Below are 20,929 nucleotides of genomic sequence, written 5' to 3'. Positions count from 1 at the left end.
CTTATGTTGTTTCTATTAATGACAGCACAGCATTGGCTGCTTGAGCATCAGCATCTTGTTTAAGCAAAATGTGTAATTCGGTAAAACGTGCAACTAATGCGGCTTTGTCACTTTCTTCTTGGGTGAAATAAGGTAATAACTTTGCAACGATATTTTCCGGATTCACATCTTCTTGTAAAAGCTCAGGAACTAACGCTTCGTCAGCGAGAATATTCGGTAAAGCAAAATACTTGGCAATATATAACCGTTTCATCATTTGATGAGTTAACCACTTCAAACGATATGCCACCACCATAGGTCGTTTACACAACATCGCTTCTAACGTTGCCGTCCCTGATGCAAGTAAAACAGCATCAGATGCAATCATCACTTCTCTGGCATGACCGATAACAATACGATAATTAACACTCACAGAATGCTCACGCATATAATCTTCAACCTGAAGCTTACGTTGTTTATTTACCACCGGAATTAGCACACATAAACTTGCTACTTGCTCAGCTAATAATTCAGCGCTACGCATAAAGATATCTAAAAGCATAGTGACTTCACTATTGCGACTGCCGGGTAATAACGCTAACACACGTTCATCGACAGGTATTTTCAATGCCCGCCTTGCTGCGTCTTTATCAGGATTGATATCAATACTGTCGGCCATGGTATGGCCAACAAATCGACACGGAATATTATGTTTGTCGTAGACTTGTTTTTCAAAGGGAAACAAACTTAAAACAAGATCTGTCGCTTTTGCTATTTTGAACACGCGCTTTTCACGCCAAGCCCAAACAGTGGGACTCACATAATGCACGGTTTTAATACCGGCCTTTTTAAGAGGAAGCTCTAAACGCAAATTAAAATCCGGAGCATCCACTCCAACAAACACATCAGGTGGGTTCGCCATAAAATGCTGATATAAGCTTTTTCGTATAAATAACAGGCGACGAATACGTGACAGTACTTCGACCAACCCCATAACTGATAACTCTTCCATATCAAAGATGGTTGTACAGCCTTCGGCCTGCATGCGTGGTCCGGCTATGCCTTCGAATACAGCATTCGGATATTGCTTTTTGATACTGCGGATTAGCCCAGCAGCTAAAATATCGCCGGAGGTCTCCCCGGCAACTATCCCTACTCTAATTATTTCTTCGCTCATGCTTAGCGCACAATACCTCGTGATGAGGTCGCCACAAAATCAGCCAATATTTTAACTTCTGGCGTTATGGCGGCCATTTCGTTCAATAGCTCAACGGCCTCATCAGCACGATGCCCGTTACGATACAAAACTTTGTAAGCTCGGCGTAACTGCATGATCACGTCTTTATCAAATCCGCGCCGTTTGAGGCCTTCGGTATTAATGCCATGAGGGGTGCTTTTATCGCCGCCGATCATCACATAAGGCGGCACATCTCGTAATACAATTGCGCCACCGGCAACAAAACTATGCGAGCCGATGTGGCAAAATTGATGAAAAGCAGTCATACCCCCAAGGATCACATGGTCACCAACGTGCACATGACCGGCTAATGTAGCGTTATTTGCTAAAATAGTGTCATTACCGATTAGGCAGTCATGGGCCACATGGGCGTAAGCCATAAATAGATTATTAGAACCAATTTGAGTAAGCGCTTTGTCTTGCGCGGTACCGCGATGCACGGTTACCGATTCACGAAAGACATTATTATCACCTACGATAAGCCGGGTAGGCTCGCCAGCATACTTTTTATCCTGACAATCTTCACCGATCGACCCAAATTGAAAGAATCGATTATTCTTGCCAATTTTGGTATGACCTTTCACCACAACATGAGATTCAAGTACCGTACCCGAGCCAATTTCAACATTGGCATCAATCAAACAGTACGGCCCAATTTTTACATCCTCGGCGATAATCGCCGTAGGATGAATAATAGCTGTAGGATGTATCACGTTATAGTTTCCGCATTGCACACATAAATTCAGCTTCGCAGGCAGTTTTTCCATCAACGCTTGCAACACCGTGGAATTTCCAGATACCACGACGTTCTTTAATCAGTTTTACGTCCATATCAAGACGATCTCCAGGCATAACAGGCAGCTTGAAGCGAGCCTTATCAATACCTGCATACAGATACAAATCGTCGCTATTACCTGCTGTTTTAAAACCTAACACACCTGCTGCCTGAGCTAATGCTTCTAAAATTAATACCCCAGGAAAAATAGGCTTACCGGGAAAATGCCCCGTAAAACACGGTTCATTAAAGGTAATATTTTTATAAGCAGTAATCGATTCACCTAAGGTGTAGTCGGTAACACGATCAAGTAATAAAAATGGGTAACGGTGGGGTAAAAGCTCAAGAATTTCTTCAATTCCAAGCTGATTGACATTATTAACCAACAGGTTATCTCCTCAATTAAGTCGTCTGACTGGCGAGACGACTTATTTTAAATGCGATTTTTCGAGTGTTTTGACACGCTGATTGAGGGTGCTAAGATTACGCAACGTCACTGCATTTTTTCGCCACTCTCGGTTTTCAATAGCGGGCATTCCGGAAGAGTAAACGCCAGGTTTGTCTATGGCTTTTGTCACCATACTCATACCTGTAATATAAACGTTATCACAAATTTCCATGTGTCCATTAATTGCCACCATGCCACCAATTGTACAATTACGGCCGATGTTAGTACTACCAGCAACAACTGAGCACCCTGCGATAGCGGTGTTTTCACCGATGGTCACGTTGTGCGCCACTTGGCACTGATTATCAATAATAACACCATCTCCAATGATAGTGTCATCTAGTGCACCGCGATCAATAGTGCTACTGGCGCCTACCTCAACACGATCACCTATGATAACCGTGCCCAATTGAGGAATTTTCACCCAACGACCCTTGTCATTTGCATAACCAAAGCCATCAGCGCCAATAACTGTCGCAGATTGAATCAAACAATCTTGACCCAATACCACTCGATGATACAGTGTCACGTTTGCCCACAATTTGCTGTTCGCGCCAACGCTTACGCCTTGACCTATAAAACAACCGGGACCAATTTGTACGTTATCAGCAAGCTTAACACCCGATTCAATTACGGCATGTGCTCCAATACTAACGTTTTCCCCCAGCTCAACATCTTCAGCAATCACCGCTAAAGGTGATATACCGTTTGCCGAACGAGGAGTAGAGTCAAGTAGTTGTGCGGCGAGAGCAAACCCAACATAAGGATTGTCCATCACTAATGCTGAGCACTGACAATGCGATAAATCTTCGGATTTTAAAATAACGGCCTGTGCGGCCGTTTTTTCAAGTTGGCTACGATACCGACTATTGGACAAAAAGGAAATCTGACCATTGCCCGCTGACGCTAACGTCGACAATGAATGGATTGGCTCGTCGGCAGTATCATTGCCTGCCAAATGCAACGTCGCACCAATTTTATCAGCTAATTGCTGTAAGCTAACGGTATGATTCAAACTCAGTCCTATTTATTTATCAAATGTCCCTAGGGACTTATTTAACTTTACTAACTTGCTCTAGTACTTTCTTAGAGATGTCGTTGTCAGGATTGATAAACGCTACTGCGTTAGCATTTAAGATAACATCATATTTTTCTTTAGCTGCTACTACATCGATAGATTGTTTAATAAAACCAAGCAATTTATTTTGCTCTTCTTTCAAACGTCCTTGCACTTCTTGCTGAAGCGGCTGAGCTTTTGCGCTGTATTCTTCGCGAAGTTCGTTAATTTTCTTTTCTAGTTCTTGCTTTTCTTTGCCACTCATAGTCGCTGCATCACGCTGATTTTTTTCAATGTAATACTTAATGTCTTTTTCTAAGCGGCTAACTTCTTCAGTTTTGTCTTTAAACTCTGCCGCTAAGTCTTGTTGGATGGTGGCAGCTTGGGGCATAGACTGGAAAATACCTTGTACGTTAACCGCACCGATTTTTTGCTCTGCTAATGCTGCACTACTGAATGCTACTGCGCTTATTAACGCCCCTGCTACAAGACTTTTAGTAAATGTTTTCAAAAGATACTCCTGATTTTTAATCGTTATTTTTCAGCACTAAACAATACTGGATTTAGAATGTTTGACCAATGTTAAAAGAGAAAAACTTCGTGTCATCCCCTTCTCTGGATTCAATCGCTTTTGAGAAGCTGAATACCATAGGCCCCATAGGCGACAACCATTGTACAGAAACACCACCGGAAGCTCTATACAACTTATAGTCACTATAATCTTCCAACGGATCGTTATTAAACTGTGTATTAAGCGTGAGATCTTTGTAGCGGTCATACCTAAACTCGGTATCCCATACGTTACCCACATCTACGAATAAACTGGTTCGTACTGAGTTATCAAAATCAGCTTCCACAAACGGAGTTGGGACGATGAGTTCAACACCGCCCAAAATCATAGCATTACCACCAAGCGAACGAGACGAAATAGTTACAGTGTCGTTCACCGAGCTACCGTAGATAATATTACCGTCGATGTCACGTATGGCTGAAGGCGTCAACTGCACACCACGAGGACCAACTGTATTGTTTTCAAAACCACGTAAAGAATCACTACCACCTGCACCAAAGTTTTGGTTAAACGGTAATATCTGATCTACACCGTTCGCCGTGCCATAACCATTACCATAACCCAATTTCAAACGTGCCAAGAATGACCAACGTTGATTGCGGGATAATGGGAAGTAAAACTTGGTATCAACTTCAGTTTTGAAATAGTTAACATCAGAATTCGGCGTAGTAATGCTAAAAGAGGCCCGTTGGGATGAACCCGCAGTTGGGAATACACCACGGTTAAGGGTTGAACGGATCCACGCGACCGACGCTAAGAAACTGTCGTACTTAATCGAATCATCTGGGTTACTCTCATCAACAAACTGGTTATAAAAACGCGTTGTTTGTTCGTAAGATGTACTTTGGAATAACTCAACATTACTGTAGGTTAAACCGAAATTAATTCGATTAAACTCATCAATGGGGTAACCCACGTTAGCGCCAACCGAATATTGTTTAGAGTTATATTGAATGAAACCGGCACTTTCGCCATCAAATTCACTGTAACCGACTGAACCGCCTAAACTGATACCATCAATGGTGAAATAAGGATCCGTATAAGAAATTTGTGCGCTTTTCTGGTACGAAGTGGTACTCAGGTTCAAGGCAATACGTTTACCAGTGCCTAAGAAGTTATCCTGTTGAATACCCGCTTGTAGGCTCAGTTTGGTTCTGTCACCGTAACCGATACCTGCGTTAAACGAACCTGAAGCTTGCTCTTTAACACTGAAATTAACGTCCACTTTATCGTCTTCGCCTGGCAGGCGAACAGTTTCAAAATCCACACTCTCCATATAGGTTAAACGCGAAAGTGCATTCTTCGATGACTCTAAGGTTGAGTTTGACAACCATGCGCCTTCCATTTGCGTCACTGATTGACGTAATACTTCGTCAGCTGTGCCAATGTTGCCTTCAAAATTAATACGACGCACGTATATACGCTTACCTGGGTCAACCGACAGGGTCAACTTAACCGTTTTGTCTTCTTCATTAATTTCAGGAATAGTTGCAACTGATGGGTACGCATAGCCAAACCGGCCAAAATACTTACTAATGAATTCTTCTGTGTAAGTCACCTCAGCTTGGTTATACAACTCGCCGGGTGTAATAGGCAGTACTAATTTCAGGTAATCTTCATGGCCCAACAACTCACCAACCAACTCGACTTCTGATACTTTATACTGCTCACCTTCATCGATATTCAATGTTACATAGATACCGGCTTTCTCCGGTGTCATAGAAACCTGAGTCGATTCAATATCGAATTTCAAATAGCCGCGGTCTTTGTAGTAGCTTGTAACGGTTTCCATATCACCAGTAAGGGTTTGTTTCTGATATCGAGTCTCAGATAAAAAGTCCCACCAAGGCGCATCGAATTTGAGCTCCATTAGCTCGAATAAGGTGGCATCATCAAAAATGCTATTACCTACAATATTGATTTGCTCTATCTTTGCAGCATCACCTTCTTCAAAAAGTAACTTCAAATCAACTCGATTTCGCGGCAGTGGCGTAATGATCGCGCTTACATCTGCATTATATTTACCAATACTGTAATAGAAATCTTTCAAGCCGTTTTCAATCGAAGTAAGAACCGTTTTATCCAAAGGCTCCCCTAAGCGGATATTGCTGCCATCTAAACTTTCTTGAAGCTGCTCATCTTTAATATCGTCATTGCCTTCAAGAATAATATTACTGATAGTCGGGCGTTCTTTCACCTTCACCACCAGCACATCACCATCGCGTAACACTTCTATACTTTCGAAATGCGTAGACGCATATAATGACCGAATGGCTTGTGCGATACGGAAGCTGTTCATTTCATCGCCGACTTTGATCGGCAAGTAGGTTAATGCCGCACCAAGTGCCACACGTTGCAGGCCTTCTATCTTAATATCAGAGACGACAAATTCACTTTCTGGGGCCGACTTTGCCATTCCGGCAACGGATAACATCAATCCTGCAGCAACTAACTGTTTAAACTTCATTTATTAACATTCTTCCTAAGCGCACATATGTTTGTGCTTTAGACCAAACTGGCCGATAAAAATTATAAACGCATAATGTCGTTAATAATGGCGATACTCATAAACAGGAGTAATAATAAGCCACCTATTTTAAAACCAATCTCTTGTACAGAGTCCGGCACGGGTCGACCACGTAAAAGCTCTATAAAGTAATAGAGTAAGTGGCCGCCATCAAGCACAGGAATGGGTAAAAGGTTAATAATTCCCAAATTGACGCTAATTAACGCTAAAAAGCTCAGAAAATACACGATTCCTGAACTCGCACTCATCCCAGCACCTTGGGCAATGGAAATCGGTCCACTAAGGTTATTAACCGATACATCACCTGTAATTAACTTGCCTAGCATTTCAATGCTAAGGGTCATAAGACGCCATGTTTTATCGCTCGCTTGAACGACGGCATCAATAGGACCATATTGGTGCGTAAACAATACCCCTTTGGGCCATGCTGCTAACGTCGGGCTTACACCCAAGTACCCAATTTGTTTGTCACCATCTTGGCGAGAGCCTAACATGCCGTTTAATTCAACAACATGATCGTCTCTTAACACCTGAATTGAAACATCTGTATCGGGACGTTTTGCAACATAGCTCACTATTTGTTCCCAATTTAGCATGGTAGTTCCATCTACTTGCTGAATTTTATCGCCGACCTTCAATCCCAACTGCTGTGCAGCGGAGTCCTCGGCCACTAAACCTACGACTCTCAGTATATTGGGACGGTATACTGATAGGCCTAAACTATCGATTGCAGAGTCTTTATCTGGATTAAATTGCCAAGTGCTTAAATCTAACAATCTCGTTTGTTCAACAGGGCTGTTTGGTAATGACACAGTAATCGGTAAACTGTCGTCCCCTATATATGAAATCAACTCAAGATTCACCGCTTGCCAATCTATAGTTTCACGATCACCTATCTTTGTAATCACTGACCCAGAAATCAAGCCTGCTTGGCTAGCAATACTGTCTGGCTTGATTTCGCCGAGCATTGGCTTGATGGTTTGTACACCAATCAAATACATCACAAACAGCGCGAATATGGCAAAAATGAAATTGGTTAGTGGCCCGGCTGCGATAATAGCGATTCGCTTTAATACATGCTGACGATTAAATGCATGGGGTAAATCTTCTTCTGATACCTCATCCACACGCTCATCTAGCATTTTGACATAGCCGCCCAAAGGGATCGCGGCAATAACATATTCAGTACCAAGTTTGTCAGTTCGACGCCAAAGCGCTTTGCCAAACCCAACAGAAAAGCGTTCAACTTTTACACCGCAACGTCTAGCAACCCAGAAATGTCCCCATTCGTGTACGGCGACTAAAATACCCAACGCAACGATAAAAGACCCTAAACTCCATAAAAAGCCCAACATTTAACTTGCCTCTCGTGCATAAGAAGAAATGATCTGCTGTGCGGCACTACGACACTCATGATCCCATGCGACAATCGCATCTATATTATCGAGTTGACATGCACCCATTTGCGTAAGACATTGCTCATTTACCTGAGCGATTTGTGTAAAACCTATATGACCTGATAAAAATGCAGCCACAGCAACTTCATTGGCCGCATTTAGCGCCGTAGTGGCGGATTGCCCCTCGTTTGCAGCTTCGATTGCAAGGTATAAATTTGGATAGCGCTCAGGCTCAGGAAGACTAAAACTAAAATTACTTACCGTTTGAAAATCAAGTGGCTGAACACCTGAATCGATACGTTTTGGATAAGCAAGCCCATGCGCTATTGGTGTGCGCATATCTGGATTTCCCATCTGCGCAAGCACTGAGCCGTCTCGGTATTGCACCATAGAATGAATGATACTCTGGGGATGCAGAACCACTTGGATATCGTTGCTTTGTAAACCAAACAACCAACGAGCTTCAATAAACTCTAGCCCTTTATTCATCATGGTTGCTGAATCAACTGATATCTTTTGGCCCATATCCCAATTAGGATGAGCACAAGCTTGAGCAGGCGTAACTTGCATTAATTCGCCAAGGGGAGTTTCTCTAAATGGCCCCCCTGAACCCGTTAGTAAAATACTGCTTATTCCAGATGAGGCCAAATCACCGTAATGATAATCATGGGGTAAGCATTGAAAAATAGCGTTATGTTCGCTGTCTATCGGCAACAACTGAGCGTTATGTTCTCTGACTGCATCCATAAAGATTTCACCAGACATAACCAACGATTCTTTATTGGCTAACAATACCTTTTTACCCGCTTTAACAGCTGCAATGGTGGGAAGTAAACCTGCGCCACCAACAATAGCAGCCATCACTACATCAACGTCATCTGCACTGGCAACATCAGCTAATGCTTGTGCACCAGCTAGCAACTCACTTTTTATACCCGCAGATAAAAGCGCTTGTTGTGCATGTTTAAATTGGCTGATATCAGACAAGACTAGATATTTAGGTTGGCACAACTTTGCCAGCTCAATAAGTTTATCAACACTACTGTGGGCAGTTAACGCATGAATTCGGTATAGATCAGGGTGGCGTAATACTACGTCGATAGTGCTTTTTCCGATGGAGCCTGTAGCGCCTAAAATACAAATATTCTGCATTAGGCCATCCAAGAAACGTAACAAAACGCAAAGACAGGAAAGGCCGCCGTTAAGCTGTCAATACGATCTAAAATCCCACCGTGACCAGGCAATAAATTACCGCTATCTTTTATACCTGCGCAACGTTTCAGCATACTTTCGTTCAAATCACCCAACGCAGAGACGGCAACCGTCAAGCCACCGATCAAAATATTTATCCAGATACGACTAGGATCAACAGCATAATGTAATGCAGCAAAGGCAATAATCAGTGATGATGCCCCGACCCCACCCATTAAGCCTTCAAACGTTTTCCCAGGTGATACTTTTGGACGCAACTTAGTACGACCAAATTTAACCCCAACAAAGAATGCACCAATGTCAGCCGCCCATACGATACCCAATACGTAAAAAATAAGAGATGCACCGTAAAAACTATCAACGTCGTACAAACTGGTGCGTAATGACACTATCGCCACCCAAGTTGGTATGAGTGTTAACACCCCAAATAAACCTTGGATACCTCTACGTGTGCGCCAAAAAGAACTAAAACGGGGATAGGCAATTATCATCAATAAAGAGATAAACCACCACAGAGCAGCTGTGCCTAAAATATAGTGATAGAGACTATTCAATTGCCCTTGATACCAGATATTCTCTACATCAATGGCAAAGGTAAAATAGCCACAAATTGCTACGATAATAAAGGTATAAAGCGCCTTGGTTTGACGGGTAACAAAACCAGACATATTGGCCCATTCCCAAGCTCCAAGGCCTAGCACACCAATCATAGCGATTTCGAAACCAATCATGGGTAGAAATAATATCGAACACAATACCAGCGGTGCTAACACTAGAGCGGTTAGAATACGTTCTCTCAACATAGTGAGCCCTCAAAAACAGAAGTGGCGATAACCACAAACAAATTAGCCATTAACTAACCTGTTCGCCCGTCATCCCGTAACGACGTTGCCTATCAGCAAAATTGTCGATGGCAAGTTTAAATGCATCTTCGTTGAAATCCGGCCAATATGTATCAGTAAAATACAATTCTGCGTAGGCAACTTGCCATAAAAGAAAGTTACTAATACGCGTTTCACCGCCGGTACGAATCAATAAATCGAGTTCAGGTAAATCTGAACAACAAGTAAAACCATTAAATAGGTTTTCATCGATGTCATTGCTATCGAGTGATCCTGCTTTTACTTGTTCAGCAATCGCTTTTGTTGCATTAATGATTTCCCAGCGCCCGCCGTAGTTGGCAGCAATGTTCAATACCAAAGCGTCGTTATTTGCCGTTAAAAGCTCTGCATCACGAATTTGCTCAACCAGTTTTTTATCAAAACGACTGGTGTCACCAATAACACGAAGCCTAACATTATTTTTGTGCAGTTTTTTTACTTCACTGCTCAACACCATTTTAAACAGTTCCATCAGCACACCCACTTCTTCTTGAGGGCGATTCCAATTTTCGCTGCTAAAGGCAAATAGCGTTAACACTTTGATATTATTTTTAAGAGAGAAAGACACCGATGCTCGCACACCTTTGACCCCGGCACGATGGCCAAAGGTACGGATTTTGCCTTTCTTTTTAGCCCACCGCCCGTTGCCGTCCATAATGATAGCAACGTGCTGTGGCATGAGTTTATTGATAAGTTGTGATTCTGAATTCATTTATCAGGCGACCACTACACTTCCATTAACTCTGTTTCTTTCGCTGCTAATATATCATCAATCTGTTTAACGAATTCATCAGTCAGCTTCTGGATGGCATCTTCACCGCGGTGAGCGTCATCTTCACTAATTTCTTTCTCTTTCAATAACTCTTTAAGATCACCGTTAGCATCACGACGAATATTACGCACGGCTACACGACCGCCTTCTGCTTCGCCACGCACTACACGTATTAAACTTTTGCGGCGTTCTTCAGTAAGTGCTGGCATAGGAATACGAATAACCGTCCCTGCACTCATGGGGTTCAAACCAAGATCAGATTGCATAATGGCTTTTTCAACGGCTTGAGCTGAGCTTTTATCAAAAACTGTCAGGGCTAATGTGCGGGAATCTTCCGCGATGACGTTAGCAAGCTGTTTTAACGGAGTGGGTGCACCGTAATAAGGCACCATAATGCTGTCTAACAAACTAGGATGAGCACGACCGGTACGAATTTTGGCAAATTGTCCACGCAGTGCAAGAATACTTTTTTCCATGCGCTCACGCGCATCTACATTGATTTCATCAATCATAAAATGACTTCCTAATTAATTATCTTATTTTTCTGGATGGCAAATTACGGTGCCAACATCTTCACCAAGCACAACTGCTCGTAAGCAGCCGGGTTTATTCATGTTGAAAACACGGATAGGGATATTGTGGTCACGCGCTAAAGTGAACGCCGCTAAATCCATCACTTTTAATTCTTTATCTAATACTTCAGTGTACGACAATCTGTCATACATAACGGCATTTGGATTCTTTGCTGGGTCAGAATCATATACGCCATCGACTTTAGTGCCTTTTAGTACCGCATCAGCTTCTATTTCGATACCACGTAAACAAGCAGCTGAATCGGTTGTAAAGAATGGGTTACCTGTACCTGCAGCAAAAATAACTACACGACCAGATTTCAACAAACTGATAGCTTCAGCCCAATTGTAGGCATCACAAACGCCATTCAAAGGAATGGCAGACATCAAGCGCGCGTTTACGAAAGCTCTGTGCAGGGCGTCTCGCATAGCTAAGCCATTCATAACGGTTGCTAGCATACCCATGTGATCGCCAACAACGCGATTCATGCCTGCTTTAGCAAGTCCTTCACCACGGAATAAGTTACCGCCGCCTATGACTAAACCAACTTGGATGCCCAATTCAACTATTTCTTTTATTTCTTGAGCCATACGCTCAAGTACCTTGGGATCAATTCCAAAGCCTTCTTCGCCCATTAAGGCTTCGCCACTTAGTTTTAATAAAATTCTTCGATAGGTATGTTTAGGTGTTGTACTCATCGGCAGGCTATTCCTTGTTTAACGAATAATGGGGGTCAAAAAACACTCGATATAACAATGTACGATATGCCATATAGGCAGTAACTAAGGCGTTTCTAAAACCTTATCGTTCAATACATTGTACAAAAATATTGTCATAAAAAACGTATCTGTAACTAATTTCAAAGTACATGCCGTTATATAGCTTGGTTCACATATAAAAAGGCACCTCAATTTGAGGTGCCAGTAGTTTATATGACATTGGCTTTTCGCAAAAGCAAATGGCGCAATTATTTCTTAGCAGCGGCCATTTGTGCAGCTACTTCAGCAGCAAAATCTTCTTCTTTCTTCTCAATACCTTCGCCAACTTCGAAACGAACGAAGTTAATCACGTCTGCATTCTTAGCTTTAAGCAACTGAGCAACCGTCATTGAAGGATCTTTGATGAATGGTTGGCCCGTTAAGCTAACTTCTGAAGTAAACTTATTCATACGACCAGAAACCATTTTCTCAGCTATCTCAGCAGGCTTGCCTGACTGCATAGCGATATCAAGTTGAATTTCTTTCTCTTTTGCAACAACTTCAGCTGGTACATCAGTAGGTTTAACAAACTGAGGATTAGCTGCCGCTACGTGCATAGCAATATCTTTTGCTAATTCTTCGTCACCACCTTTAAGGATAGCAATAACGCCGATACGCGCACTGTGTACGTATGCGCCAAGGTTTTCACCTTCAACCGAAACAACACGACGTGGAGAAATGTTTTCACCGATTTTAGCAACTAATGTGTCACGGGCATCGCTAACTTTAACGCCATTAACAATTGAGTTGTTCAATGTTTCGATATCATTAACTCTGTTCGCTGATGCTACTTCGATTAGTTGGTTACCGAACGCTACGAAGCCGTCATCACGAGCAACAAAATCAGTTTCACTGTTCAATTCAATCATAGTTGCAACGCCGTTTGCAACTTTGGTCAAAATAACGCCTTCAGCGGCGATACGACCTGCTTTTTTAGCGGCTTTTGCTTGACCGTTCTTGCGCATATTCTCGATCGCAAGTTCAATGTCACCGTCGGTTTCAACAAGTGCATTTTTACAATCCAACATACCTGCAGCGGTACGCTCGCGTAATTCTTTAACTAGGGCTGCTGTCACTGCCATTGTCGTTTCCTCAGCAATAATATGTACTAAAATTAGGATTAAAAAACAGGGGCATCAGCCCCTGTTAAATTTTCGTGTCATGCACATGTGTGCATTAACAGACTGACTCAATAGGTATATTAAAGAGACTGATTACTCAGCAGCTTCAACAAACTCACCTTCTTCAGCCTGTACTTCAATGTTTTTCTCACGACCTTCGATAACAGCGTCAGCAGCAGTGTTCAAATAAAGTTGAACTGCACGGATCGCATCATCGTTACCAGGAATGATGTAATCAACACCATCTGGATTTGAGTTAGTGTCGACGATAGAAACAACTGGAATACCAAGGTTACGCGCTTCGGTAATCGCAATGTGCTCGTGATCGGCATCAACAACGAAAAGACAGTCAGGAAGACCACCCATGTTTTTGATTCCGCCCAAGCTGTTTTCTAGCTTAGCCATTTCACGTTGTAACATAAGCACTTCTTTTTTAGTGATTTTGTCGAACGTGCCGTCTTGGCTTTGTTGTTCTAGATCTTTCAAGCGTTTGATTGATTGACGAACTGTTTTCCAGTTAGTCAACATGCCGCCCAACCAACGTTTGTTAACGTAGAATTGATCACATTTAACTGCTGCGTCACGAACGGCATCACTTGCTGCGCGTTTAGTACCAACAAAAAGGATTTTACCTTTTTTAGAAGCAACACCGCCAATGTAGTTCAACGCATTGTTGAACAACGGAACTGTTTTTTCTAAGTTAATGATGTGAACTTTGTTACGAGCGCCAAAGATGAAAGGTTTCATTTTTGGGTTCCAGTAACGTGTTTGGTGACCGAAGTGAACGCCGGCTTGAAGCATGTCGCGCATTGATACATTTGCCATTATATTAGTTTCCTTAATATGGGGTTAGGCCTCCATACATCCCAGCTCTCGATCTGTGCAGACGAATCTTGCACAAACACCCCGAAAACTGTGTCGATGTATGTGTGTTATTAACTATAGGTTAGTCGCTGTAAATAACCGTCTGATGACATGCTCAAAAAGAGCAGCGCAACGAACAGCCGTTTCAGCGGGGCGCTTTATACCATGGGAACAAGATAAATTCAAGTTTACGTATAGATGCTATACACCAGCGCCTTGAAAAGTTAAGATATAACCACATTATTTGCATACCCCAAAAATTAGGACATTGCTTTGCCTGCTACTATCAAAACCGCACAAGAAATTGAAAAAATGCGAGTTGCCGGACGACTTGCAGCTGATGTATTACAAATGATTGGTCCACATGTGAAGAAAGGTGTGACGACTGAAAAGCTTAATCAGCTATGTCATGACTATATTGTCAATGACCAACAAGCAATCCCTGCCCCATTAAATTATGGCAACCCTCCCTTCCCCAAATCTATTTGTACATCAGTTAATCATGTTATTTGCCATGGTATTCCGGCTGATAAAAAATTGAAGGAAGGAGATAGTGTCAATATTGATGTGACCGTCATAAAAGATGGTTATCATGGTGATACATCAAAGATGTTTGTCGTCGGAAAACCCAGCATCATGACTGAACGGCTAATTCGTGTCACGCAAGAAGCCCTGTATATCGGCATAAAAATGGTCAAACCTGGCGTGCGCTTAGGGGATATTGGTCATGCAATACAGCAACATGCTGAAGGCCATAATTACTCGATAGTGCGGGAATACTGTGGCCATGGTATTGGAGCTAATTTCCACGAAGAACCACAAGTGGTTCACTACGGTCGCCCAAATACAGGTGAAGTTTTAGAAGCTGGCATGTGTTTCACCATAGAGCCTATGATAAATGCGGGTAAACGTTATTCAAAAGTATTGCCAGATGATTGGACCGTCGTAACGAAAGATCGCAGCCTAAGTGCACAATGGGAACATACCTTGCTCGTGACAGAAACTGGGGTCGAAATTCTTACCCTTAGAGACGATGAAGATATCGCACGCGTAATCAATCATTAAGCATTTTCCACATAGAGTTATCTAAGCTTATGATAAATAATTAGTTCTTACTTGAATTAATTATTTGTCATAGGTTCGTAAATAGATAAACCTTAAGCGAGCACCATTCCATATAAAATTGTCATCACATTGAATAAAGGAACGTATCTTGTCTCTGCAAACCTTAATTGAAAAAATTCACCTTATTCAATCCACCGACGACATTCCAGCATTTAAAACCTGTATTAGCGATAGTTACAGTTGGTTAGAAAATGAATTTACACGAGTCGATGTAGACATTTTAATAACAGGCCGAGCAACCTTTGTAGACGCCTTATTGTGCCATGCATGGCAGCTACTTGATTTACATAAAGAAACCAAAATAGCCTTAGTAGCAGTTGGCGGATATGGACGGGGGCAACTTCAGCCCTATTCTGACATTGACTTATTATTGCTAAGCCCTGGTTCTTTATCGAAAGCTCAGCAAAATACTATTGGTCAGTTCATCACATTTCTGTGGGATATCGGACTCGATATCGGTCAATCAGTGCGTAGCATAAAAGAAACGGTTTCCCTTGCTAGAGGCGATGTAACGATAGCAACCAACTTGGTTGAAGCAAGGTTACTCACTGGTAATCAAGATACCTTTCTAGCGCTGAATAAAAAACTACACGGACGCGGATACTGGACCAGTAAAGATTTCTTTATCGCGAAATCTAAAGAACAACAAATACGCCATTCAAAATTTAAAGGAACCTCGTACAACCTTGAGCCAAACGTAAAAGAAAGCCCCGGCTGCTTGCGAGATATTCAGAATATCGGCTGGATAGCCAAGAAGCATTTCAAGGTGCTAAGAGGCACAGAGTTGGTTGAGCGCGGCTATTTCACCGAACAAGAATTTCAGGAGTTACTCGAGTGTCGTTCTAACTTGTGGCGTATCCGATTCGCACTCCATCTACAAGCCCAACGCAGTGAAAACCGCTTACTCTTTGATTATCAGAATGATGTCGCCAGCAGACTGGGTTATGGCGATGATGGCAAAGCATCAGTTGAACGGATGATGAAATCCTTTTTCAGAACCGTACGCAGAATAAGCGAACTTAATGAGATGCTACTGCAACGTTTTGGTCACGATGTACTGAAAATAAAGGTTAAAAACAAGAGTATCATCAACCCAAGTTTTGAAATCGATGACGGGTTGCTTGCCACCCGTCATGACAATGTATTTAATGAACCTGAAGATATTCTGCAATGTTTATTACTAATTGCTGATACCCCACAGGTAGAAGGCTTACATTCTAGTGTACTGCGTCAGTTACGCTATGCTAGGCGTAAATTTCACAGCCAATATTACTGTGAGAAACCCAGATGTCGCAGCTTGTTTATCGAGTTATTGCAGCATCCTGATTTTTTCGGTCTTGCATGGGATATCATGCACAAACACGGGATATTGCAATCCTACCTACCTCAATGGGATCATATTGTCGGCATGATGCAATTCGATTTATTCCATGCTTACACCGTTGATGAACATACCCATAGATTGGTTAAAAATATTTACCAGTACAGTCAAGGCAATACTGATTTTCCGCGTTGCAGTCAGATTGTGCGCAACTTGGATAAACCTGAACTACTTTATATTGCAGCTATTTTTCATGATATTGGAAAAGGTCGCAATGGTGATCACTCAAAATTGGGCGCGCAAGATGTGATCGAGTTTTGTGCTATGCATGAAATCAACGACAAAGACGCCGAACTTATTGCTTGGCTAGTAGAAAGCCATTTAATGATGTCAGTCATTGCCCAGCGTAGAGATATATACGACCCAAGTGTAATCAATGAATTTACTAACAATGTCCGTACCCATAATCATCTAAATCACCTGTACGTTTTGACGTTAGCCGATATTCGCGCTACGAACGATAGCCTGTGGAATGATTGGAAAGCCACCTTACTTCGAGAGTTATATCTATTAACGCAAAAAGCGTTAGATAACGGCCTAGAATGCAAGGTTGCGCTACAAGACCGGATAGATGATCACCAGAGCAAGGCCAAAACGCTGCTAATGGGACGGGGGGTTAATGAAAGCCAAGTCGAACAATTTTGGAAACGCTTAAAAGAAGATTATTTCGTTCGCTTTAAGCCAGACCAAATTGCATGGCATGCGGGTGTTATTTTAGCCGCGCATCCTATGACTGATGATTTTCTTTTGGTCGATGCCAATGAACATACTGCTAAATCGGGTACCGAGCTTTTGGTTTACGGTAAAGATAAAATCAATCTTTTTGCTCAAGTTGCGTCCGTACTAGATAGCAGAAATTGCTCTATTCACGATGCGCAAATAATGAAAACCAATGATGGTTATGTTTTCGATAGTTTTATTATTCTTGAGCAAAATGGTGACAGAATAATGTCTCCTAGTCGCTTAACAAGCTTAAAAGAAGCCGTAACGAACCAATTGAATAAACCTGGGATTGAACACCAAAACCGCCGAAAGATGTCTCGTCAAATGAAGCAATTAGATGTGCCCACCAAAGTGCGTTTTTATTCCAATCAACCCGACGTTACCTTAGTTGAGCTCGAAGCATTGGATGCCCCTGGTCTTTTGGCAAAAGTAGGTAACTTATTGGTTGAAATGAAGTTTTCTTTGAGAATGGCAAAAATAGCCACCATAGGTGAACGAGCGGAAGATTTATTCATTATTAGTAACAGTGAGAATAAAGCGTTAACCCAGAATCAAGAAGTCGAACTCAAAAAACGGTTAGCTGAAACGCTCGACTAACCTACTTCCCAACGAGTGGGCTTTTAGTTCAGCTAAAGCCCACTGTCATCATAGTTTCAAATTACCGTCACGTTACTGTAAAGCGTTACTTTTAGCCTGAGTGTTAAACAGCTAAAGGTGAGTAATATGAATAACACTCTGGTTTATCGCGCACATTACCGGACGGTGTGGCTATCTGATATTCATTTAGGAAGCAAAGATTGCAAAGCTGAGTATCTACTCGACTTCCTCAATCATTCTACTATTGAAACCTTATATTTAGTGGGCGACATCATAGACATGTGGGCAATGAGCAAGCAATTTCGCTGGCCAGACGCCCATAACCAAGTTCTACATAAGCTGATGTATTTATCTAAAGAAGACACTCGCGTTATCTTTTTACCGGGTAATCATGATGCTCCATTACAAAAGTATGACGGTATCACTTTCGGTGAGATCGAAATCGCCAGAGAAATGATTCACACCACCGCCGATGGAAAAAAACTACTTGTACTGCATGGTGATCAATTTGATCAAGAAGTCTGCTTTGGCCCCCTACATTCTTGGGTCGGCGACAAGGCTTACGATTTTCTGTTGTTTATAAATCGTTGGTACAACGGGGCTAGAACAGCTCTTAAATTCCCTTATTGGTCCCTTGCAGGTTACTTAAAAAGTCATATCAAAGAAGCTAATAAAGCCATAACTCGATATAAACATGCTTGCGTTAATCGTGCGTTTCAAATGGACTTAGACGGCGTCATTTGCGGACACATTCATCATCCCGAAGTAGATGATATTAATGGCATAAAGTATTACAACGACGGTGATTGGATTGAGAATTGTTCAGCACTGACGGAGCTACCCAGCGGTGATATGAAATTGATTTATTGGACCCAAACGGCGCATGCTAGCAACTTATTCAATGTCAGAATGAGCAAAGGTAAAAGTCAAAATAAAGCGGCTTAAGTTGAAAGCAGAGTGTGTAATGTAATTGCCATGATACTGGCACTAAACCGTCATATTGTCCGGCTAATATGAGGCCAAATAACAACAGGCAGGCTGCTCACATGTTCACGGTTAATGATGTTTTACATAAACACTACCCTAAAGTCGCGCAAAAGCCTTGGTTATTTAAATCAGTAAGCTTTATGTTGCGCCATTTACTCCATGAGCGCGAAATGCACGAGTTCGCCCAAAGTTATCCTCACCATCAGGGGTTAGAGTTTGTTGAGCAGGTCCTAGAGTATTTTAATGTCAGCTATTCAGTTCGTGACAATGAGCGTGAACATATTCAAAGCCGAGGTCGCCTGGTTATCATCGCTAATCACCCTATTGGCTCATTAGACGCCCTAGCCCTAATCAAACTTGTCAGTGAAGTTAGAACGGATATAAAAGTCGTTGCCAATCAAATGTTGATGACAATAGACCCACTACACTGCATGTTACTGCCCGTTAATAATATTCACGGCGGCACAGCAAAGGATCATATCCAGAATATTCAACAACACCTTGAGGGAGAAGGAGCCTTATTGATATTCCCCGCGGGTGAAGTGTCTCGCCTAAGACCCCAAGGCATTCGCGACACACATTGGAATAGTGGTTTCTTACGTATTGCACGTCAGGCGAAAGCCCCGATCGTACCTGTGTTTATCGACGCCAAAAATTCGCCGTTATTCTACGGCATATCAATGCTATACAAACCCCTCGCCAGCATGCTGCTAGTAACAGAGATGTTTAAACAAAAACGTAAGCACCTACCAATGCGCATAGGCGAAATCATCCCGTTTGATTCCTACGCAAACGATAAAATCAATCGCTTACAACAAGTCCGACTGTTGAAGAAACACCTTTATCGTATTGGCATGGGTAAACTTGGTATTTTTGCAACACAAAAGGCCGTTGCTATGCCTGAAAATAGAACAGAGCTTAGCCAATCAATCAAACGAGATTGTGAGTATTTAGGTAAGACTACCGACGAAAAAGCAATTTATTTATACCAATATACGGGTAGCTCGCCGATCATGCGCGAAATTGGTAGGTTACGAGAAATCGCATTCCGAGCCGTCGGCGAAGGGAGTAATCGTCGCAGAGATATAGATCAATATGATATCCATTACTTTCACTTGATCCTTTGGGATGCAGAAGATTTAGAAATTGCCGGAGCCTATCGTTTCGGTGACGCCAAAAAACTCTTAAGTGAATACGGAACAGATGGACTTTACTCAGCAACCTTGTTTAATTACGGTGAACAGATGCGTCCATATTTTGAACAAGGCTTAGAGTTAGGTCGCAGCTTTGTACAACCTCGTTATTGGGGGAAGCGCAGTCTAGATTACTTGTGGTACGGCATAGGTGCATTTTTAGAGCGTCATCCGGATTATCGTTATTTGTTTGGCCCTGTCTCATTGAGCGATACTTATCCCAAGGCCGCGAAAGACTTACTTGTTCAATTTTACCGTTTATACTTCACTCACACTGATTCTATAGCGACATCAAAAATACCTTACTGTCTGTCGAACGACTTAGCTGAGACCTTTATCGGTAGCGATTACAAGAAAGACTTCACTTTGCTCAAGCACTTGTTAGCTAATATAGGTGTATCAGTGCCAACGCTTTATAAACAGTACACTGAAACCTATGAAGACGGCGGGATCCATTTCTTAGACTTTAATATAGACGCAGACTTTGGTAATTGTATCGACGGTTTAGTACTGGCTGATATTCATAAACTTAAAGCGAAGAAACGCGCTCGCTACATGCCTAAAAAAGAAGAAGCAAACAATAAAGAACAGGCAGTTAAGAAAGAAGCATTCATGAAAGCGAGTTAGCTGTTTACACAATTGTTATTAGTCCGCCCTACTCAGATAGATATTCACCAGCGAAAATAGCGCGACAAAAACACGAAAAGCGACATTATGTCGCTTTTCTCGTTGGCTATATCAAGGGTCTTTT

The 20,929-nt window shown here is 42.2% G+C and carries 18 protein-coding genes; 4 read left to right on the top strand and 14 right to left on the bottom strand.

All coding sequences use genetic code 11. The annotated features are described in order from the left end of the window. Nucleotide 1: 1 nt before the first annotated feature. From lpxB to rpsB, 14 genes are all read right to left on the bottom strand, one after another. On the bottom strand, nucleotides 2-1,156 hold the full coding sequence (gene lpxB / locus GQR89_RS05620; RefSeq protein ID WP_158769154.1) for a lipid-A-disaccharide synthase: 1,155 nt from the start codon (nucleotides 1,154-1,156) through the stop codon (nucleotides 2-4). Between the two features lie 2 nt (nucleotides 1,157-1,158). After that, nucleotides 1,159-1,929, bottom strand: coding sequence for an acyl-ACP--UDP-N-acetylglucosamine O-acyltransferase (gene lpxA, locus GQR89_RS05615; protein ID WP_158769153.1), 771 nt, complete (start codon nucleotides 1,927-1,929; stop codon nucleotides 1,159-1,161). Between the two features lies 1 nt (nucleotide 1,930). After that, nucleotides 1,931-2,377, bottom strand: a complete 447-nt coding sequence (gene fabZ, locus GQR89_RS05610; protein ID WP_158769152.1) for a 3-hydroxyacyl-ACP dehydratase FabZ — start codon at nucleotides 2,375-2,377, stop codon at nucleotides 1,931-1,933. 42 nt (nucleotides 2,378-2,419) lie between these two features. Continuing rightward, the gene (lpxD, locus tag GQR89_RS05605; RefSeq protein WP_158769151.1) at nucleotides 2,420-3,454 is read right to left on the bottom strand and encodes a UDP-3-O-(3-hydroxymyristoyl)glucosamine N-acyltransferase; all 1,035 of its coding nucleotides are present in this window, start codon (nucleotides 3,452-3,454) and stop codon (nucleotides 2,420-2,422) included. A gap of 37 nt (nucleotides 3,455-3,491) precedes the next feature. Then, complete coding sequence (locus GQR89_RS05600; protein WP_158769150.1) at nucleotides 3,492-4,007, bottom strand: OmpH family outer membrane protein; 516 nt, start codon at nucleotides 4,005-4,007, stop codon at nucleotides 3,492-3,494. Between the two features lie 52 nt (nucleotides 4,008-4,059). Continuing rightward, on the bottom strand, nucleotides 4,060-6,534 hold the full coding sequence (gene bamA, locus GQR89_RS05595) for an outer membrane protein assembly factor BamA (RefSeq protein ID WP_158769149.1): 2,475 nt from the start codon (nucleotides 6,532-6,534) through the stop codon (nucleotides 4,060-4,062). A gap of 62 nt (nucleotides 6,535-6,596) precedes the next feature. Further along, nucleotides 6,597-7,949 (bottom strand): sigma E protease regulator RseP, encoded by a 1,353-nt coding sequence (rseP, locus tag GQR89_RS05590; RefSeq protein ID WP_158769148.1) that lies wholly within the window; start codon nucleotides 7,947-7,949, stop codon nucleotides 6,597-6,599. Then, on the bottom strand, nucleotides 7,950-9,143 hold the full coding sequence (gene ispC, locus GQR89_RS05585; protein WP_158769147.1) for a 1-deoxy-D-xylulose-5-phosphate reductoisomerase: 1,194 nt from the start codon (nucleotides 9,141-9,143) through the stop codon (nucleotides 7,950-7,952). It lies immediately after the preceding gene. Further along, nucleotides 9,143-10,006 carry a phosphatidate cytidylyltransferase gene (locus GQR89_RS05580; protein WP_158769146.1) on the bottom strand — a complete coding sequence of 288 codons (864 nt, stop codon included), beginning with the start codon at nucleotides 10,004-10,006 and terminating at the stop codon, nucleotides 9,143-9,145. Before GQR89_RS05580 ends, ispC begins: the two co-directional genes overlap by 1 nt. 49 nt (nucleotides 10,007-10,055) lie before the next feature. Further along, nucleotides 10,056-10,796, bottom strand: a complete 741-nt coding sequence (uppS, locus tag GQR89_RS05575) for a polyprenyl diphosphate synthase (protein WP_158769145.1) — start codon at nucleotides 10,794-10,796, stop codon at nucleotides 10,056-10,058. A gap of 14 nt (nucleotides 10,797-10,810) precedes the next feature. Further along, on the bottom strand, nucleotides 10,811-11,368 hold the full coding sequence (gene frr, locus GQR89_RS05570) for a ribosome recycling factor (protein ID WP_158769144.1): 558 nt from the start codon (nucleotides 11,366-11,368) through the stop codon (nucleotides 10,811-10,813). 24 nt (nucleotides 11,369-11,392) lie between these two features. Further along, a complete protein-coding gene (pyrH, locus tag GQR89_RS05565) occupies nucleotides 11,393-12,127 on the bottom strand; it encodes a UMP kinase (RefSeq protein WP_158769143.1) in 735 nt (244 codons plus the stop codon). Nucleotides 12,128-12,396: 269 nt separating this feature from the next. Continuing rightward, nucleotides 12,397-13,269, bottom strand: coding sequence for a translation elongation factor Ts (gene tsf / locus GQR89_RS05560; protein ID WP_158769142.1), 873 nt, complete (start codon nucleotides 13,267-13,269; stop codon nucleotides 12,397-12,399). A 132-nt stretch (nucleotides 13,270-13,401) separates the two neighbouring features. Further along, on the bottom strand, nucleotides 13,402-14,133 hold the full coding sequence (rpsB, locus tag GQR89_RS05555; RefSeq protein WP_158769141.1) for a 30S ribosomal protein S2: 732 nt from the start codon (nucleotides 14,131-14,133) through the stop codon (nucleotides 13,402-13,404). Between the two features lie 312 nt (nucleotides 14,134-14,445). Here rpsB and map point away from each other — a divergent pair, with 312 nt between their 5' ends. The 4 genes from map to GQR89_RS05535 all read left to right on the top strand — a co-directional run bounded on the left by map (nucleotide 14,446) and on the right by GQR89_RS05535 (nucleotide 20,805). Then, the gene (gene map, locus GQR89_RS05550) at nucleotides 14,446-15,237 is read left to right on the top strand and encodes a type I methionyl aminopeptidase (protein WP_158769140.1); all 792 of its coding nucleotides are present in this window, start codon (nucleotides 14,446-14,448) and stop codon (nucleotides 15,235-15,237) included. 148 nt (nucleotides 15,238-15,385) lie between these two features. Next, nucleotides 15,386-17,998 carry a [protein-PII] uridylyltransferase gene (gene glnD, locus GQR89_RS05545; RefSeq protein WP_158769139.1) on the top strand — a complete coding sequence of 871 codons (2,613 nt, stop codon included), beginning with the start codon at nucleotides 15,386-15,388 and terminating at the stop codon, nucleotides 17,996-17,998. Between the two features lie 126 nt (nucleotides 17,999-18,124). Beyond that, entirely contained in the window at nucleotides 18,125-18,943 is an 819-nt protein-coding gene (locus GQR89_RS05540) for a UDP-2,3-diacylglucosamine diphosphatase (RefSeq protein ID WP_158769138.1), read from the top strand. A 101-nt stretch (nucleotides 18,944-19,044) separates the two neighbouring features. After that, nucleotides 19,045-20,805: a lysophospholipid acyltransferase family protein gene (locus GQR89_RS05535; protein ID WP_158769137.1), complete on the top strand. Its 1,761-nt coding sequence runs from the start codon at nucleotides 19,045-19,047 to the stop codon at nucleotides 20,803-20,805. Nucleotides 20,806-20,929: the final 124 nt, after the last annotated feature.

Source organism: Paraglaciecola sp. L1A13 (assembly GCF_009796745.1).
Classification (GTDB): Bacteria; Pseudomonadota; Gammaproteobacteria; order Enterobacterales; family Alteromonadaceae; genus Paraglaciecola.
The sequence above is the reverse complement of the archived record's forward strand: the minus strand, read 5'-3'. Positions and strand labels throughout refer to the sequence as shown.

Coding starts and splice junctions, on each gene's coding strand:
- frr (WP_158769144.1), bottom strand. CDS start 11,368: ATGATTGATGAAATCAATGTAGATGCGCGTGAGCGCATGGAAAAAAGT.
- tsf (WP_158769142.1), bottom strand. CDS start 13,269: ATGGCAGTGACAGCAGCCCTAGTTAAAGAATTACGCGAGCGTACCGCT.
- GQR89_RS05535 (WP_158769137.1), top strand. CDS start 19,045: ATGTTCACGGTTAATGATGTTTTACATAAACACTACCCTAAAGTCGCG.
- bamA (WP_158769149.1), bottom strand. CDS start 6,534: ATGAAGTTTAAACAGTTAGTTGCTGCAGGATTGATGTTATCCGTTGCC.
- ispC (WP_158769147.1), bottom strand. CDS start 9,143: ATGCAGAATATTTGTATTTTAGGCGCTACAGGCTCCATCGGAAAAAGC.
- uppS (WP_158769145.1), bottom strand. CDS start 10,796: ATGAATTCAGAATCACAACTTATCAATAAACTCATGCCACAGCACGTT.
- rpsB (WP_158769141.1), bottom strand. CDS start 14,133: ATGGCAAATGTATCAATGCGCGACATGCTTCAAGCCGGCGTTCACTTC.
- GQR89_RS05580 (WP_158769146.1), bottom strand. CDS start 10,006: ATGTTGAGAGAACGTATTCTAACCGCTCTAGTGTTAGCACCGCTGGTA.
- rseP (WP_158769148.1), bottom strand. CDS start 7,949: ATGTTGGGCTTTTTATGGAGTTTAGGGTCTTTTATCGTTGCGTTGGGT.
- GQR89_RS05540 (WP_158769138.1), top strand. CDS start 18,125: ATGAATAACACTCTGGTTTATCGCGCACATTACCGGACGGTGTGGCTA.
- pyrH (WP_158769143.1), bottom strand. CDS start 12,127: ATGAGTACAACACCTAAACATACCTATCGAAGAATTTTATTAAAACTA.
- lpxB (WP_158769154.1), bottom strand. CDS start 1,156: ATGAGCGAAGAAATAATTAGAGTAGGGATAGTTGCCGGGGAGACCTCC.